This is a genomic window from Peribacillus sp. NPDC060253 (assembly GCF_042727425.1).
GTDB lineage: Bacteria > Bacillota > Bacilli > Bacillales > DSM-1321 > Peribacillus.
Genome location: NZ_JBHXAS010000006.1, coordinates 65,204 through 82,434 on the forward strand (window position 1 = coordinate 65,204; position 17,231 = coordinate 82,434).

Annotated in this window: 19 protein-coding genes and 2 riboswitches; of the genes, 7 read left to right on the forward strand and 12 right to left on the reverse strand. The window is 40.1% G+C overall.

What is annotated here, in order from left to right; translation table 11 throughout:
- Window positions 1-21: 21 nt before the first annotated feature.
- From ACFWE9_RS03120 to ACFWE9_RS03145, 6 genes are all read right to left on the reverse strand, one after another.
- Window positions 22-1,605: a gamma-glutamyltransferase family protein gene (locus ACFWE9_RS03120; RefSeq protein ID WP_230161079.1), complete on the reverse strand. Its 1,584-nt coding sequence runs from the start codon at window positions 1,603-1,605 to the stop codon at window positions 22-24.
- A gap of 70 nt (window positions 1,606-1,675) precedes the next feature.
- On the reverse strand, window positions 1,676-2,941 hold the full coding sequence (locus tag ACFWE9_RS03125) for a CapA family protein (RefSeq protein ID WP_230161081.1): 1,266 nt from the start codon (window positions 2,939-2,941) through the stop codon (window positions 1,676-1,678).
- A gap of 10 nt (window positions 2,942-2,951) precedes the next feature.
- Complete coding sequence (gene pgsC, locus ACFWE9_RS03130) at window positions 2,952-3,401, reverse strand: poly-gamma-glutamate biosynthesis protein PgsC (RefSeq protein WP_230161083.1); 450 nt, start codon at window positions 3,399-3,401, stop codon at window positions 2,952-2,954.
- A 15-nt stretch (window positions 3,402-3,416) separates the two neighbouring features.
- Entirely contained in the window at window positions 3,417-4,598 is a 1,182-nt protein-coding gene (pgsB, locus tag ACFWE9_RS03135) for a poly-gamma-glutamate synthase PgsB (protein ID WP_230161085.1), read from the reverse strand.
- 788 nt (window positions 4,599-5,386) lie between these two features.
- On the reverse strand, window positions 5,387-5,602 hold the full coding sequence (locus ACFWE9_RS03140) for a hypothetical protein (protein ID WP_230161087.1): 216 nt from the start codon (window positions 5,600-5,602) through the stop codon (window positions 5,387-5,389).
- Window positions 5,603-6,047: 445 nt separating this feature from the next.
- Entirely contained in the window at window positions 6,048-7,727 is a 1,680-nt protein-coding gene (locus ACFWE9_RS03145; RefSeq protein ID WP_377355539.1) for a methyl-accepting chemotaxis protein, read from the reverse strand.
- A 185-nt stretch (window positions 7,728-7,912) separates the two neighbouring features.
- A riboswitch (PreQ1 riboswitch) is annotated at window positions 7,913-7,955 on the forward strand.
- 55 nt (window positions 7,956-8,010) lie between these two features.
- Here ACFWE9_RS03145 and queC point away from each other — a divergent pair.
- Genes queC through queE form a run of 3 tightly spaced genes read left to right on the forward strand, consistent with a single transcriptional unit; the run spans window position 8,011 to window position 9,867 of the window.
- Window positions 8,011-8,676: a 7-cyano-7-deazaguanine synthase QueC gene (queC, locus tag ACFWE9_RS03150; protein ID WP_230161091.1), complete on the forward strand. Its 666-nt coding sequence runs from the start codon at window positions 8,011-8,013 to the stop codon at window positions 8,674-8,676.
- Window positions 8,676-9,146 (forward strand): 6-carboxytetrahydropterin synthase QueD, encoded by a 471-nt coding sequence (gene queD / locus ACFWE9_RS03155; protein WP_230161093.1) that lies wholly within the window; start codon window positions 8,676-8,678, stop codon window positions 9,144-9,146. Before queC ends, queD begins: the two co-directional genes overlap by 1 nt.
- On the forward strand, window positions 9,139-9,867 hold the full coding sequence (gene queE / locus ACFWE9_RS03160) for a 7-carboxy-7-deazaguanine synthase QueE (protein WP_230161095.1): 729 nt from the start codon (window positions 9,139-9,141) through the stop codon (window positions 9,865-9,867). The genes queD and queE overlap by 8 nt, the downstream gene beginning before the upstream one ends.
- A gap of 63 nt (window positions 9,868-9,930) precedes the next feature.
- Here the strand turns inward: queE and ACFWE9_RS03165 are convergent, their stop codons facing one another.
- On the reverse strand, window positions 9,931-10,278 hold the full coding sequence (locus ACFWE9_RS03165; RefSeq protein ID WP_230161097.1) for a DUF4260 domain-containing protein: 348 nt from the start codon (window positions 10,276-10,278) through the stop codon (window positions 9,931-9,933).
- Between the two features lie 52 nt (window positions 10,279-10,330).
- A complete protein-coding gene (locus ACFWE9_RS03170; protein ID WP_377355542.1) occupies window positions 10,331-10,900 on the reverse strand; it encodes a TetR/AcrR family transcriptional regulator in 570 nt (189 codons plus the stop codon).
- A gap of 244 nt (window positions 10,901-11,144) precedes the next feature.
- Here ACFWE9_RS03170 and ACFWE9_RS03175 point away from each other — a divergent pair, with 244 nt between their 5' ends.
- A complete protein-coding gene (locus tag ACFWE9_RS03175) occupies window positions 11,145-11,357 on the forward strand; it encodes a hypothetical protein (RefSeq protein ID WP_230161101.1) in 213 nt (70 codons plus the stop codon).
- A 118-nt stretch (window positions 11,358-11,475) separates the two neighbouring features.
- A complete protein-coding gene (locus ACFWE9_RS03180; protein ID WP_230161103.1) occupies window positions 11,476-12,447 on the forward strand; it encodes an HD domain-containing protein in 972 nt (323 codons plus the stop codon).
- A gap of 104 nt (window positions 12,448-12,551) precedes the next feature.
- On the opposite strand, the gene ACFWE9_RS03185 is transcribed toward ACFWE9_RS03180, so the two are convergent.
- Window positions 12,552-13,019 carry an SRPBCC family protein gene (locus ACFWE9_RS03185; protein WP_377355544.1) on the reverse strand — a complete coding sequence of 156 codons (468 nt, stop codon included), beginning with the start codon at window positions 13,017-13,019 and terminating at the stop codon, window positions 12,552-12,554.
- Window positions 13,020-13,388: 369 nt separating this feature from the next.
- Window positions 13,389-13,431, forward strand: a riboswitch (PreQ1 riboswitch).
- 50 nt (window positions 13,432-13,481) lie between these two features.
- Here ACFWE9_RS03185 and ACFWE9_RS03190 point away from each other — a divergent pair.
- Window positions 13,482-14,024 carry a VUT family protein gene (locus ACFWE9_RS03190; RefSeq protein WP_230161107.1) on the forward strand — a complete coding sequence of 181 codons (543 nt, stop codon included), beginning with the start codon at window positions 13,482-13,484 and terminating at the stop codon, window positions 14,022-14,024.
- A 4-nt stretch (window positions 14,025-14,028) separates the two neighbouring features.
- On the opposite strand, the gene ACFWE9_RS03195 is transcribed toward ACFWE9_RS03190, so the two are convergent.
- Together ACFWE9_RS03195 and ACFWE9_RS03200 are read right to left on the reverse strand one after the other, a co-directional pair.
- Window positions 14,029-14,544, reverse strand: a complete 516-nt coding sequence (locus tag ACFWE9_RS03195) for a hypothetical protein (protein ID WP_377355546.1) — start codon at window positions 14,542-14,544, stop codon at window positions 14,029-14,031.
- A gap of 30 nt (window positions 14,545-14,574) precedes the next feature.
- On the reverse strand, window positions 14,575-14,895 hold the full coding sequence (locus tag ACFWE9_RS03200) for a PadR family transcriptional regulator (RefSeq protein ID WP_230161111.1): 321 nt from the start codon (window positions 14,893-14,895) through the stop codon (window positions 14,575-14,577).
- A gap of 309 nt (window positions 14,896-15,204) precedes the next feature.
- Between ACFWE9_RS03200 and ACFWE9_RS03205 the strand changes: the two genes are divergently transcribed.
- Window positions 15,205-15,951: an alpha/beta hydrolase gene (locus ACFWE9_RS03205; protein ID WP_230161113.1), complete on the forward strand. Its 747-nt coding sequence runs from the start codon at window positions 15,205-15,207 to the stop codon at window positions 15,949-15,951.
- Window positions 15,952-16,206: 255 nt separating this feature from the next.
- Here ACFWE9_RS03205 and ACFWE9_RS03210 read toward each other — a convergent pair whose 3' ends face one another.
- Window positions 16,207-16,911 carry a DUF421 domain-containing protein gene (locus ACFWE9_RS03210; protein WP_377355547.1) on the reverse strand — a complete coding sequence of 235 codons (705 nt, stop codon included), beginning with the start codon at window positions 16,909-16,911 and terminating at the stop codon, window positions 16,207-16,209.
- Window positions 16,912-17,231 lie beyond the last annotated feature (320 nt).

Sequence of the window (17,231 nt, forward strand, 5' to 3'; positions counted from 1 at the left end):
TGGCGAGGCAGGACTACATTTTTATTGCTGCGCTTTCCAGCTCCCATTTCTTCTCTTATCCCCAGCTCCGGATAACAATCCGGTTTTCTCGTTTTTAACGAGAACCTGAACCCCGCCATAATACATGGGGTTTATATTTTGAATGACTTCATATCCTGAATCTTCCAATTCTGATATTATTTCATTCGAAAACCTTGATTCTGTATGAATTTTCTTTCCATCATAGACGAACCGGTTACGGTCGATGATATCCTGAAATGAGCCATCATTCTCTGTATATGAATAAAGGACCTGCATCAATACTTGAGGAATTCTATCACCGCCGGGTGAACCGATCCCAATCGATTCCTCCCCTGGATTCTTGAGAATGGTTGGTGCGGTGAATGTTCTAGATCGTTTATATGCCTTTTGGGAATTCAAGTCAGACCCAAAATTTTTCAATTGATCATTAAGGAAAAATCCATTCGTATAGTCACCAGATCCGAAAAAATTACTGAGCGTATTTGTTGCAGAAACGACAGTGCCATACTTGTCCATAATCACAAAATGTGTGGTACTTTCATGTTCTTCGGAACCATTCGATTCTTTATTTTCCCAGTTATCACTTGTGATTTTACTTTTAAGATTATTTAAGTGAATGGGGGAGAGCAATTGTTCAGCCTTAGCTGCACTGGTTCCATCCCCTATATGGGAGACTCGATCTTGATAAGCCGTATTTGTGATGCCCCCCAACACTTTCATATAAGCTGATTTGCTTGAAGACTCACCTAGGTTCGTTTCCTCGGCAAGTTTCAACATTTCAAGAACTGTAATCCCGGAAAAGGGAGGAGGGGCGGTCAGAACGTCATAACCGGCAAATGTCCCTTGAACAGGCTTACGTTCTTTCACCTCATAACGCTTTAAATCCATCAAGTCAACGTCTGTCTCTCTTTTAATATCCCGTGCGATCTCCCCTTTATAGAAACCATCAGGACCTTCTTGTTGAATCTTCTTCAATGTTTCAGCAAGTTTTTTTTGAATAAGCGTCTTTCCTGGTTCAATGGCATCACCATCAGGATAAAATAGGGAAGTCTCATCGGAAGAAGCCCTTGTTTTGGCTCCAGCCAAGCGTGAGGATAACATTTCGTCCACTTTAAACCCGTCTTGAGCCAAATCGATGGCAGGCTGAATAAGATCTTCCATTGGTACGCTTCCATACTTATCATGGATAACCTGCATGCCGGCCACTAACCCAGGAATCCCCGTATGGTGTCTTGAACTTGGGTCTTCCGGAGAGGATTCACGATAATCGATGAAATTGGGTTTGCCGGACTCAGGGTCGATCAGCATACCGCCGCCACCACCTATCCCAGATCCATAGGGTTCGATTACACCTAATGCATAAGATACCGCAATAGCGGCATCCGCCGCAGTTCCGCCGTTATCCAAAATATCCATCCCCACATCTATTGCGATAGGGTTTGAAGAACTGACCCCATATGATTGAGCTGTCTTACTATCTATCGGTTCATTCGTGTCAGAAATAGGGGATGGCTTCGAACATCCAGCTATATATATGAGCATGCAAAGGGAAAGGAGCACTTTTCTCGTCATACGGTTAATCATCTGTTGTTCCCCCTTTTCGTTGAGCATCTAAGTAGTGTGTTCTCTTATTCACGTAGGATCCATTGTTCTCTTACTGGATGGGGTGCATGTTCTGCTGTTTGACTTTTTCTTCTTTTTTCTCTTGTGCAGCTTTCTTGTCTTTCGCAGCTTTTTCTTCTTGTTCACGTTGTGCCTTATGGTCGATTACCTTCTTGTGATTCAGGGTAATCTCGATATGATCCTCTTTTTTCGACCATTGGGCTTTTTCACTCGTTTCCTTCGTCAACTGACGGTAAACTCGTGATTGATCGATTGTTGAGGTGGCTGGCCTTGGAGTGGCTTCTTCGATTTGCAGAGGAACGACATCGATTGCAGCTTTTCCGTCTTCCGCCAAATGGTATTGAACCATGGCTGAATCCTTTGTACGTGTCCAGCCTTGATCGAAAATGAAGTTTCCTAAACTATAGAAAATGATTCCATCTTTATAAACATCAAAAGATTGTAGTACATGGGGATGATGGCCGATGATGATGTCTGCCCCCGCATCGATGACCGCTTTAGCCAAGTCAGTTTGACGGGAGGTTGCAGATGATGAATACTCTTGACCCCAATGCATATTCACTACAACCAAATCTGCGTTACCTTGCTCGGCATCCCTTGCTTTGCCAATCATTTCAAATAACAAATCAGGATTCGCGTTCAATAAGCCAGCTTGATCATTTTTTGGTACGGCATCCTTTTTATAAACATCTGTAAAGCCAAGTGTTGCGACACGTAAGCCATTAACGTCCGCATAGTCGATGCTAGCTTTAGCGTCGGCAGTGTTCGATCCAACACCGACATAGTCCATATCCGCATTTTTGAATTCATCAATCGTATCAAGAAGCCCTCGTTCTTCAAAGTCCATCATATGGTTATTGGCCAATGTCATCACAGAGAAGCCAGCATCTTTAACGGCCTTCACACCACTTTTATTGGAGTTTAACCGGATGGCCGTGTCTGCTTCCTTGTAGTTAGATACCCCGTCTTTTAAAGCAGGGTGTTCATAATTCCCGCTGACATAGTCTGAAGCGGCAAAATAGGGCTTCATATAACGGAACAGATAATCATACCCGTGCTTTTCCGTCACTTCTTCAACATTACGCCCCATCATCACATCACCGACCATTGTCATCGTCAATGGTTGATCAGATTTGGAAGCGGCTGTTTTCAAATCTTCAGCTTGTCCCATCCAAGTGGTAATGCCTAAAGCGATTAGTAATATAGGTAGTATGATTCCAGCGTATTTAAGATTCTTTTTCTTCGTGCGCTTAATAAAGATAAGTGTTTTTTCTTTTGAATTTAAAGTCCGTTTCATTTTATGCACCTCAGAATAGGGAGTACACGTTCATTAAACCGAAAGTTAAGCCGGATAATAAAAGCGTGCTGCCGAGTGTCAATGGCATTCCTTGTCTTTGAATGGTATTCGCTATCAAACCAGGTACGATTATACCGATTCCCCGAAACTCGAATATTTCAAACGGCATGACGGGGTAGACGAAGTCCAATAGGAGTTTCAAGCAAATCCCGGTCACCATCATGGCTGCGAATTTTCTTCTTCCATATAAAATCACCCATCTTGAAAGGCCGTGAGTGACGATTAAATAAGTTACGACACTAATGATCATGATGACAAGCATGATTTGCACTTGGTCAAATACTAATGCCAAATAACCTGGTACAATAAGTCCTGCGGGTACGACACCCGTTTTTTCTGAAAAGATAAGGCTTAGCGTTACTCCTAGTACTAGTGCTACATATAAATCCGTTCCAAACATTAAGGTTCCTCCTACTTAACTCGCTTTTTGCTTCGTTTTAGATTTCATGAATGCTTCGATTAATGGTTCCGCTGCACCATGAATATTACCCACACCGTAAACGATGCGGTTTTTCATTAATGGGCGGAGACGGGCCACAATTTCTTCAGTTGACCAGTTTTCTAAATCCCAATACTCTTTTGTATCTAAATTACCTTGCTCGAAAACCCTTGTGATCGGTGATGTAGTTTCACCAATGGCAATGACGATTTCGGACTTTATGTATGGCAAGACATCTCTTGCAAACTGCTCGGTACGATCAACACGATCGGGACGGCAGTTCATGATGACGATAGGAGGTTCTGTGCTGTATCCGAACGTATTGACACGTTCCCAGATATTCAGCGTCGATGACGCGTCATTTGCCGCAAAGCCATTTACAAAGAAAGTTGGCTGGATTGGATCCCCGAACTTGGTGATCCGCATGGCACCTGGATCGGGATGTGCATTTAACATGCCGCGAAAAGCCGTTTTTTCATCAATGCCCAAAGCTTCTGCAACGGCCAAAGCCAGTGAAGCGTTATCAGGAAATACCATATAGTCGAATTCGCGTAGGAAATCTTCCGATATTCTTGAATTATCTGCCACGATCACTTTTGTGTTGCGTTCTTTGGCAATTTGTTTGAAAAAGTCCAAGTATTCACTTTCGATTGTTATTAAATGACCATTATGGGGTATGGTAGCAGTGAAGGCCTCAGCTACTTCATCCAATGTTGGGCCCATGACATCCATATGGTCTTCTAATACATTCACGATGACCCCAATGTTGGCTTGGATCATTTTATTTTGGAAGATTAGTTGATAATCAGGCTGAACGGCCATACATTCACAAACAAGTGCCTCTGTTCCAAGATCGGCAACTTCTTTGACCACACGCCGTTGTTCACCAATGTTCGGTCCCTCTGGGCGGCGTACGATCGGTTTTTCTTTGTCCGTAAACCAATAGATCATTCTTGCCGATGTTCCGGTTGTTTTACCTACTGTTTTGTACTTAGCTTCTTGAATTACACCTGTAATTAAACGCGTTACAGTCGATTTCCCTCGAATCCCATTCACATTTACACGTACTGGAATGGAGTCGAGACGCTTTTGATGGCGTTTTTGTTCGACTATTCCATAGCCAAGCAAAAAGATCGCACAGATAAATATTGGTGCCATTTTTTTACCTCTCTTTTTTGAAGTATTTGATTTACTGAATACACACTACATGATTTTAAACTTAATAGGCAAGAGTCAATTATTCTATCGTAATATAGTTTTTATCATCTTTTTCAAAAAAATGTATATAAGAGTGTAATAGTATCTAAAGGGATTAAATGTGCTATGAGTACAAAGATGCGGATGAAAACTCAGTCAAACCTGGTTTATTTACACTAATTTATGGTAGTTGTAACAAAAACCCATGATAAATAGCACAAAAACAGTTTCGTGAGTATTTGAACCTAATGCTTAATGGCTATATTTATATAATGAAATGTTTTTTGGAGTGAGGTTTATTACAGTTTAATAATTGTTTATACCCAGAAGGTAATCTTTATGTAATATTGTTTATTCATTTGTCATTCAATGTAAAATATTGCATCTATCGACTCAAATAGTTGAACTCTTTTGAATTTGGACAAAGATGAGTAAAAGAACACATCTCTTTTTTAATATATTTTCCGGTTTTTTCCTCAGAGAATACCCATGGGACTATAATTGAACTTTTACCTGAAACATGAAATAAACTAAAGTTAATCCATTTTTTTTAAAAAATACCTAGTTTCTTCTATAGATATAGTGTTTATAGAAGAATGAAAAATAAAAAAAGCTCAGAAGTATATCTGAGCTTTCGGCTTATATATTGTAAATGAATGGAATGGTCACGAATCTCCGTTTATCATGGAGATTTAACGTTTGTGAGTCTTGAGCTACAGCATTGGTAGCTGATTATGGAAGGAATCCGGTTAACTGGATTTCTTTCTGTCAGTAATCTCAAGGTTGGAGTCCTTTTTACCGCCATCAATCACATAAAGTCTAGGAGCTAATCTCCTTCTTTTTCCTTGATTGTCAGGATTCATCTTCATATAATTTTCGTATTCTTTGCGAAAGAATTCTTCGTTTTCCCGTTCCAGTGCTTTTCTTTCGTTAAAATCTGCTATGAATTTGAAAAAACGTTTCATATGAATTCCTCCTTGTGGGGTTAAAAGGTCTTAGTTTAATAGTAACATATCATTAGTGGAATTTAACCTTTTTTACGAATTCGGAGTGAAAATTGTGTTTTTGTGTGAATAAAGTTGTGAATGATTTGATTCGAGAGAAAGCATGCAGTGGATCCTTACTGAGTATAAGTATCCGTGCATGGTGTTGAAAGGAAAGGTCAGGATTTTCAGGTATTGGAAGCAATGATTATATCAGTTAAAATATTCCTTTAGTTATATCTATTATACACTAAATATTCTGAAAACGAAGAAAAATATTCACTTCCAGCCTCTTTTAATAGATTTGCTTTTTAATGGTTATTATTGTGTATAGTTATTTATTCCCCGATATACGAAAATGAAACAACCCTTATAATGGAAGAAAAAAAGCAATTTCCCGCATTCATGTGACGGGAAATTGCTAGTGTCATAATTGGAACTTCTTAACCTGTTCAGTCAGCAGTTCTGCCGAAGATGCAAGTTCACTGGCGTGATTCGTGATTTCATCCATTGATGAGCTCGATTGTTGAGCGGAGGCGGAGACTTGTTCGATACCTGCCGCTGACTCCTCAGAAACGGCTGCAATGTCTTCGATGGCCTGATTGATCTTTTTACTATTTGTAGAGATGTAGTTTAATTCATTAGTAATATGCTGAATCTTCGTACCCATATTCCCGACAGAGTGATTGATTGTTTCGAAGGTTTGGCCGGTAAGGGTTATCTGTTTCGTGCCCTCATCCACCTGTATATAACCATCCTCCAGGGAATGGACGACGTTTTTTGAACCAGCTTGTATTGCGGTTACGATTTCGGTGATATCCCCAACCGAGTGTGTGACCCCTTCAGCGAGTTTTCGCACCTCATCCGCGACGACGGCAAAGCCTTTTCCATGTTCGCCAGCCCGTGCCGCTTCTATGGCCGCATTCAAGGCCAATAAATTGGTTTGATTGGATATATCCTTGATGACATGAACAAGCTGAGAGATTTCCTGTGAATGGGAATCGAGCCCTTTCACTTGCTCGACGGCATTTTTAACGACCTCATCAATCATTTTCATTTTTTGGACTGAACTTCGCATTAAAGTGGTTCCTTCCTTTGTCATGGAAAGGATCTCGGTTGAGCTTTGCGCTACCTCGACTCCTTCAAGATGGGCCTGTTCGATCTTGCCGCTGAATTCATCCATCATCCGCACCATTTCAGTTGCCCGGTTTGCTTGCGACTCCGAACCCTCCGAAAGTTCGTACATGGTGGTCGCTATCTGTCTGCTGCCCTGTTGGACTTCATCCGCTGATTGAGTCAAATTTTCACTTTGGTTCGAAACGGATTCGGATACAGCCAGCATTTTTTCAATCGTATCACGCAGGTTTTTCTGCATTTGGTTGGCGGATACCGTTAATTCCCCAATTTCGTCATTTGACTTTTGCTCAAGGGGCTCATGATTCAGCTCTCCGTCAGCCACCATTTTCATCCTGTCCCTGATTTTAAGGAGGGGGGCGGTAATGAGATTGGCTGTAACAAGCGCAAGCAGGAGGCCGATAAGGACTGCCGCAATGGATATGATGATACTTGTCGACTTAATCGATTTCCCGCTTGCGATGACGGTTTCACCCGAAGAGGCGATTAATTCCTCGCGTTCCGTAGCAAGCTCCTTGAAACCCTCCATTACTTCATTGCTGATTGGCGCCACTTCATTTTTGAGTATCTCTTTAGCGCGTTCTTCATTTCCTTTTTCATATTGGGTAAATACCCGGTCTACAATCATCGTTCTCCAATCGACGCTTTTCTCGATCAAATCCTTCGCTTTATCCGAATCGCTTAAGGACAAGAGTTTCTTCTGGATGACCTGACTTTCTTCGGTATATTGTAAGAACTTTTCTTTATAACTCTCGTCACCATATAGAATATAAGCTCGGGCGAATGCGGTTCTTTGTGCTAGATTATATAGTAGCTTTTCATTTTGGATAAGAAGCGGAAGTTCCTTTTCGATGATATCCTGGGAATATACCAGTGACTTGTTGCTGCTATAAATATTGAATGCTCCTAAGATGATACATAAAGATATAATGAGTGAAAATGCCACCAATACCTTTCCTTTAATGCTTTTCAAATGAATGGACCCCTTTATCGATATTTTGTTCATACTTGTTTATCGGATAGTTAATGGGATATTTAAGCAATGAAAAGATAACCAAATTTTCCATCAGATCTAATATTCACTAAATATAATCATCTTGATTTATTATCGTTTTCAAGTTACTATTGACTTGGAAAAATATAATATTCCGCGTTAAGGCGGAAGAGGTTCTAGCTACCCTCTCAAAAAAACTAAGGAGAAACAGTGCTCTATTCTTAGGGTGCTGTTTTTTTCCGTAAAAAGGAGTTTTATAGAAATGAAGAAAAAAGAAAAGGCAGTGGTTGTGTTTAGCGGAGGTCAGGACAGTACGACTTGCCTGTTCTGGGCATTGGAGAGATTTGAGGAAGTGGAAGCGGTGACGTTCGATTATAATCAGCGGCATAGCTTGGAAATCGAATGCGCTCAAAACATTGCCAAGGAATTGGGCGTGAACCATCATATCCTTGACATGTCGCTGCTGAACCAACTGGCACCGAATGCATTGACGAGAAGTGATATTGCAGTGGAGGACGGGGAAGACGGGGAATTGCCGTCAACGTTCGTACCAGGGAGGAATTTGCTGTTCCTTTCGTTTGCCGGGGTGTTGGCCAGTCAGATTGGCGCTAAACATATCGTCACAGGTGTATGTGAGACGGATTTCTCAGGATATCCAGACTGTCGCGATGTATTCATTAAATCGTTGAATGTGACCTTGAACTTGTCGATGGACCAGTCATTCGTGATTGATACGCCGCTAATGTGGCTTAATAAAGAGGAAACATGGGAGCTTGCGGATCAGCTTGGCGCATTCGAGTTTGTCCGCGAAAAGACCTTGACTTGCTATAACGGAATCATCTCCGACGGCTGTGGAGATTGTCCGGCATGTAATCTGCGAAAAAAAGGACTGGATGACTATGTAAGCAGACGGAAGGTGCTTTCATGATGTACGGTTTTTCTATAGTGGATAAACTCCAAAAAATTGATGAAGATATTCAGCGCAGCCAATTGAAGTATACAAACAAGAGGGTTCTCGTGAGTAAGGAATTCACCTTTGACGCGGCGCACCATTTGCATGACTATGAAGGAAAATGCAAGAACCTGCATGGCCACACATATAAGGTCATTTTCGGATTGAGCGGGTATACGGATTCACGCGGTTTGATGATAGATTTTGGGGACATCAAGGATATATGGAAAAATGAAATTGAAATCCACTTGGATCATCGTTATTTGAATGAAACCCTGCCGCTCATGAACACGACAGCTGAAAATATGGTTGTTTGGATTTATGAAAAAATGGCCGAAGCCCTTTCATTAAAAGATTATGAGGGTGCTAGGGTCGAATTTATTCGCCTTTACGAAACGCCAACAAGCTATGCTGAAGCCAGACGGGAGTGGATGGAAAGTGAGTAAACTCCCCGTTATGGAAATCTTTGGCCCGACCATCCAAGGTGAGGGAATGGTCATTGGTCAAAAAACCATGTTCGTTCGGACGGCCGGCTGCGATTATTCGTGTGCCTGGTGTGATTCCGCATTTACTTGGGATGGCACCGGTAAGGAAGATACCGTCCAAATGACTGCTGAAGAAATATGGGATGAGCTGAAGCGAATTGGGGGTTCCGGTTTTTCCTTCGTGACGATATCAGGCGGAAACCCGGCTCTGCTGAAAAACCTAAACGGCTTGATAGCGATCTTACATGAAAATAAAATGAAAATAGGTGTCGAAACACAGGGGAGCCGATGGCAGGATTGGTTTCTCGATATTGATGAACTGACTATTTCACCTAAGCCGCCGAGCTCTAGAATGAACACGGACTTTACGGTGCTAGATCAAATCATATCGAACCTGGCTGATCGAAATCCCGATAATAATGTCTCGTTGAAGGTAGTCGTCTTTGATGATGAAGATTATCAGTATGCAAAAAAAGTACATGGCCGGTACCCGGATGTTCCTTTTTATCTGCAGGTCGGGAATGATGACAGCAGGACGGCGGATGATCAGCACCTAATTAGCGGACTATTGAAGAAATACGAAGAGTTAATTGATAAAGTGATAGCTGATGATGAATTGAATGATGTGAAAGTGCTGCCACAGTTGCATACCTATATATGGGGTAACAAGCGAGGCGTGTAAAGAAAAGAGAGCAGGAGGCAGTGTGATGCGTAACCACGCTGCCTTTTACATGAGGAAAGCTTATTACAGCCTTTGAATGTGCGTAGCTTTGAAGGATGAAGTGTATTTAAGACCATACCCAAATAAGCGATCCATTCCAATATGAGCGGTCCAAATTAAACCAATCATCATCAATGCATCCGACTTTAGAAAAACGGCTAGTAAGATCGTGAATATGGAGAGGGTATAAGTATGAAATAAGTTATAAACTTTTGCTCCAATCCGCTCATTGATCAGATAGGCCAGCATGGAAGCATCAGGTGACAAAATCAATAAAAGGAACATCCACCAGCTGAATTCATATGACGAATAGATGGAAATCGTAGCTAAAAGGACCATGAGTCCTTCAATATGAAGGAATTTCTTTACCATTTAAAAACCTCCCAAATTTTAATTGACCATTGGTTAATAATGTTCAAAAAAATTATCTGATGTTCTTCGTGATATTTTTAACATGAAAATAAGCTAAACCTTTTACATCTTGATAAGATAGTTCAGAATTAATATAAAACGTTATGAATCCGTGAAGAGAAAGAAAAATGGACCATATTGATGCAGGATTCAGTTTGTTGTCCGTTAGGTCCGTCAGGGACTGGATTAGCTTCTCGTATGTTTTATTAGAATCGAATTGAAGTAACTGCTGAATTTCTTTTTCCTTCGATAAAAACATGATGGAATAATGATTCTGTTGGGTTAAACCGAACTCTAAGAAACACAATAAAATCTTTTCCATTTTTTCAGAAGGGTCATTTTCCGACATGATGATATCATCGATTAAATGATTTAAAACGGAAAAATCCGTTTTCACCAAACTATAAAATATTTCTGCCTTATTTTTAAAATGATAATAAATGGCTCCATGGCTGCAATCCAATGATTTAGCCAATTGCCTCATTGAGACATTCGAATACCCTACCGCTGCAAAAAGGTTTCTGGCTTCATTCAAGACCATTTCCCTGGACAATTCTTTACCTGCTGATTTCCTTGGAGACATCTTGTCACCTCCTTATTTATTGACCACTGGTTAATCGGAATGATAACTCACTGATTTTTAATTGTCAATTATTAGATCGAATTGTAAATGGCTGTTTATAAAGTTAAAAATTCACCATTTAATGAAACGAAAATTCACGTAATCGTCAAACGGAGTTAACCTGAATCCTGATTTATCGTTGAACCAGTAATATCCTTTTGTGGTATTGTAAGGGTATGCAATGGGCGTTGGGGGGATTATATAAGTGAAAAATAAATTCGGGATATTATCTTCAATTGTCATAGTCTTGACCGGGTATTTTCTATACACTAAACCTTATAAAGATAAAACAAAACCTGTAGAAGACATTATTGAAGTGTATCCACCAGATCAAGTAATAACAAATGAAATGATAATCATAGAGGGTATTGATGAGGTCAATCCAGGTGATATCGACTTGAATGATGAAGAGGAGTAAATTAAATTTACAAGAAAACAATATGAGCAAAATGAAAGGGGGGAAATAATTTTTACAGAAAAAGATCAGTGAAATCACCTACCTGTAATGAGTAAACTAATGGAGGAGGCCGCAGTTATTGATCGTTTCGGATAGTATCTATGGGAAACACATTGTAGAGGGAGTCCTGGAAGAGCTGATAGGGAGCAAACCGGTCCAAAGGTTGAAGGGGATACATCAAGGAGGGGCAAGTTATTTAGTTAATGAGAAGTGGAATGTCACACGATTTGAACATTCTATTGGTGTGATGCTTTTAATAAAGTCGCTTGGTGGGTCATTAGAGGAACAAATCGCAGGATTGCTGCATGACGTATCCCACACTGCATTTTCACATGTCATTGATTTTGCTCTGGATTGTAAGGATGAAGATTATCATGAAAAAATTTTTGATCATGTCATTAAGGAATCCGAAATTCCACCTATACTGAAACTGTATGGATATAATTGTGAAGATATTTTTGAGTCAAAATGGGCATTGCTTGAACAGCCAGCACCTGAGTTATGTGCCGATCGGGTTGATTATACTCTCCGGGATATGTATCAATACGGACATATCACACTCGAATCCGTTCGTGACTTTCTAAGCCATTTAACCATCATAAACGGAAGGATGTATCTGGATAATATTGAATCGGCGGAATGGTTTGTGGAAACATATTACAGAGAAGTTATTGATTTTTTCATGGACCCACTTAATATATATGGCTATGGTATGTTGGCAAAGACCTTAAAACTGGCTTTGGATAAAAACCGAATCAGCCTTGATGACTTACTCGGTGAAGATGAAGAAGTCATGCTCTTGTTAAGCTCCACTGAAGACGATGAAGTGCAAAACCTGCTAAAACGGATTCATGGTAACGTATTGGTGAAGGAGGATCAATGGGACTACGATATACACCTGAAAAATAAAGTGCGCCTCATTGATCCTTCCGTTATTCATGGAACCCAATCAGTAAGAGCATCCAGTTTATCGGAAAAAGTGAAGAACATGGGAATTGAAGCCAATAAAAAAGCTTCGAAGGGTGTGTATCTAAAAGTGATTTCCGGATGATTTTTCGCGACAACCCATACGGAAAGTGAAAAACTCAAGGGTTTACGATGACTTCAAACACCTCATTAGTTGGCATGACTATTTCTTGAGTATCCCTAACTTAATTACCGATCAACAGATATTGGCGGCAAGGTCCGTCCAGTTTCAAGCAAGCTCTTCAGATTGCTTAGTATGGCTGGCCATCCATTATTTAAGCCTTTAAAGGTATTGTCATCATCTACGAAAACTGTCTCCAATAGCTCCTCATGCTTAAGTACTAACTTCACGGTTGAATCATCCATTGGCTTTAATTCAAAGGTGACCCGAGTGGGATGGTCGCGTGGTGTTTCGTCTCCTGCCATGTTCCATGTAAATGAGAGTAAGTTAAATGGTTCACACTTTAGTATTTTACCATGATCAGTAATCCGCCCATCTTCAAGCAAATATTTAACGGTGGAGCCCTCTTGCCAGTCAGACTGGACTTGACAGCCAAAGTGGTATTTCTTCGTGACTTCACCACTCGTTAGAGCTTCCCAAAGCATCTCTGGTGTGGTGGCGATATAAATTGCATAGACAAACGATGTTTTTTTCATTTTTCTATTCCTCCCCGCGTTTATATCAGGACCCTGCTTTGGCACTTTGAAACCGCTTGTTTGGATATCAAGATCGTAACATAACTCTATCACTGATTGTCTGCTTTTCATATACAGCCGGTCAAGCAGTTTTCTGCGACAAAAATCGGCAAAAGCCTGCATGCAGGAATATCAGAGTCATAGTAGAAGTTTTCAGGGATCATAGCTAAGTGCCAAGCTCTGGAAAGACGGGTAGTGTCTTAGCGAGTCTGCAAACGATCTCCGCAGATTCGTATCCTTCCCAGCGCCAGAAATCGGCGGTATGGAAACTTCTTGATTTCCCGTCATTTTCAAGCTACGATAAATTAGGAAAAAGAATAATCCGCTCGGGCGGAAGAGGTTCTAGCTACCCTCTCAAAAAAACTAAGGGGAACAGTGCTCTTTCTTAGGGTGCTGTTTTTTCTGTATAAGGAGAATTAAGAAATGTTAAGAATTTTATTGTATTTAGTATCCATCGTCACCGCGAATGTGGTTACAGCCGCTTTTGCACCACTACATCTTGGTGTGTTCATCATTCCGATGGGTACATTGCTCATTGGTGGAACCTTCATCTTTCGAGATCTAGTCCAAAATAAATTTGGCAGGACGAAGACCTATTTATGCATTGTTACGGCACTTATTTTATCTGCGTGTGTATCATTTTTATTAGGAGATACATTATTGATTGTCTTTGCTTCCGCATTATCGTTCGTGGTGGCAGAAACAGCGGATACTGAAATTTATACTCGATTAAAGCTCCCGATGAGTTGGAGGGTGTTTTACAGCGGGATTGTTGGAGGATTTTTCGATTCGGTGATATTTGTCGTGATTGGCCTTAGCCCACTTGGTGCCAATATATTGCCATGGGAAGCCGTACCCGCTGCGGTTATCGGCCAAATCATCGTTAAAACGGTCATTCAGTCAATCGGAGCCGTATTATTGGGACGAATCAACGTAGAGCTGGAGAAGCGTGTAGTCTCCGGTTGAAATGCTAGGAGGGATGCACTCGATGGATGGACCCAAAAAGGAAGAAGATAAATGCTATTGCCTCGAGGCCTTTCGTGAAAAATATGGTCCGCATGTCCAAGGAGAATGCATGAAGCTTTCCTGCGCCAATTATCGGAAGCATAAAGGAATAGACGACAAAAAAGGACCAAAATAGGTCCTTTTTTTTGTGAATGGAGGAATTTACGAGTAAAGCGCACAATTTCACGAGTAAAAGTGCCAAACTCAAGAGTAAAGCGCACAAACTCAAGAGTAAAGCGCACAAACTCACGAGTAAAAGCGCCAAACTCACGAGTAAAAGCGCCAAACTCACGAGTAAAGCGCACAATTTCACGAGTAAAAGTGCCAAACTCACGAGTAAAGAGCACAAACTCACGAGTAAAAGCGCCAAACTCACGAGTAAAGAGCACAAACTCAAGAGTAAAGCGCACAAACTCACGAGTAAAAGTGCCAAACTCACGAGTAAAGCGCACAAACTCACGAGTAAAAGCGCCAAACTCATACCAGAAAGCTTTTTTATATTGCTGTTTATTCAGAATGCCTTTGCGCTTTTACGAACTAAATTTTCCAGGAAGTAAAAACAGCTTCGTTTCCGTTCTAGCTCGGTTTGTCCACTTTCCGTAACATGATAATATTTCCTTCGACCTGACTCGGACTCTTTCCAATGGCCTTCGATGAATTCCTTTTTTTCTAACCGTTTGAGGGCTGGGTAGAGTGTGCCTTCACTTATTTCATATTTGCCCATGCTCATTTCCCTCAAAATCTTTGTCATTTCATATCCATATAGCTTTTTTTGTGACAGAAGAGAAAGCAAAAGGAGGTCAATGCTTCCCTTCATTAATTCTTTATCCAAATAAAATCGCCTCCTTTTCATTTGTAAAGTGTAATACGATGTACATCGTAACACAAGGTGCATTTTACTTTTCTTTAAAAAAATGGTTAAATGACGATTGCTAAATGAAATCAATCATAGTAAAATGTGCTTCGGAACGGATGAGTTGTAACGAGTGTGGTAAGGATACTTATATACATGATTTAGCTGTTTTAATGAAAAAACGGAATAGGATAGAAAAAATCCCACTCAAGGGGTATTAATTGATTTTTTTATGAAAATCATTTAGATTCTATTTATTAACAAGAGCAGAAAGAAGGTCCTAGATAGATGAAAGTGAAAGCACCCGAGTCATTCACATACAAAGGTGGAAATAGAGCAGTTCTTTTACTTCACGGGTTTACCGGAAGTACAGGAGATATGAAAAAATTAGGGAAATACCTGAATGATCGTGACTATACTAGCCACGGACCTCTTTATAGAGGACATGGATTGTCAGGTGAGGAACTCATTCAGACAGGCCCAAAGGAATGGTGGGAAGATGTAGTCAATGGCTATCAATTCCTAAAGGATGAAGGCTATGAGGAAATTGCTGTTGTAGGAATTTCTTTAGGAGGAGTTTTCTCATTAAAGGTAGGAATTGAGTTGCCTGTAACAGGAGTAGTTTCAATGTGTGCTCCGACGCAAGGAAAAAGTATCGATCGACAAAAAAATCGTTTGCTCAATTATGCACAGGCCTATAAGAAGTTTGAGGGCAAAGATGCGGACCAAATTGCTGGCGAAGTGAAGTTATTGGAAGAAGAGCCTATGCCTTTTCTAAAAGATATGTTGAATATAATAAATGACACGGGTGAAAATTTAGATTTGATCACATCACCAACTCTAGTGTTACAAGGACGCTTGGATGATCCCGACTATACGAACAGTGCTACTGCGATTTTCAATGAAGTCGATACGCAGCACAAACACTTGATATGGTATGAAAAATCTGGTCATATCATCACATTAGGTAAAGAACGTGAGCAGGTTTACGAGGATGTATATAAGTTCTTAAATACACTGAATTGGTCGGAGTAATAAGCGGATTTTCTTGAAGGTCATGAGAGAAGGCCTCCGGATATCATATTATCCCCTTTAAGTTGAAAGTGTAAAATGACTACATTTATATGTAGGCTTTACACTTTTCTTGAGGGGATTTTATTTTGGCTACAAAAGATAAAAACTCCGGGCAACCAATGCACTTAGTCTTTTTTAATGATCAATCAGATACACCGTTTATTCTGGTTCCTGGGTTGTTATTATTTTTTCGGAGTACCCTTATTCTTTACGTATTTATTTGTAGAAAAAGACCTTTAAGTTATCGTTATTATCAATTGTTGTTAATAAAATATCACTTACCTCCGCATTATAGGTCACTTTGATTTTGTTTTTCAGCCATACTTCGTCTTTACCGTCTCGATTTAATTCTTTAAAATCAATCTTTCCTTCTCTGATAATCGTTTTAGGAAAAGGGAAGGCATTTGTTGCTAGATGCATATCTGCTGGGGTTACTGCTTCATATTGCGGATTTAAAAACAATGAAATAGTACCATCTGGTTCCCATAGTGCGAGCGATACTTTTTGAATATCTTCAATTTTTTCTTTTCTTAATTCTGATAATAAAAAATCGATGGAGATTCGAGCCCTTGCTAAGCTTTTGTAAACAATTTGCCCATTTTCGATAAGAGGAAAAGGGAGTGGTTCAAAGAAACTTCGGAGTTTGCCCCACTTAAGGCTCGTAAACACACTGATAATATATAAAAGAATTAATACACCGGTCGTTATCATGGAGCCCTCCAAACCTAACTGTTCATCAGATAAAGGGTGGGCAAGAATGTTTCCAATAATTAATGCCATTATAAAATCAAGTAATCTTAACTGTGAGATGGCCCGTTGCCCCATCAATTTAACCGAAAAAAGTAAAAAGATGAAGGAGATAATGGCTCTCAAAGTCCACTGAATTGCAGTGAGAGTTTCCTGACTATTAAAAAAATCCACCAAAATTCACGTCCTTATTTCCCTTTTAAAGGGGGTGTGATAATTAGTATGATGCATTTAATCAAGGATTATCACAACGGGAAAATTTAATTTAAGTCGTTTCTATCCAAATGCAGAGACATGACTATATGGATTAATAAGCGAATTCACTTAAACAATAACCGATTGCTCAAAATAATAAAATTACAACACCGCTATAAAGCAGGTGTTTTTTATTGTTGATGGGTGGGGGCATCGTACTTTATAAGTATTGCCCTACATTGGCCGCATTGAGACTTTCTCTTTCATTTTTCTCATTATTTTTGTCTAAATATTTATAT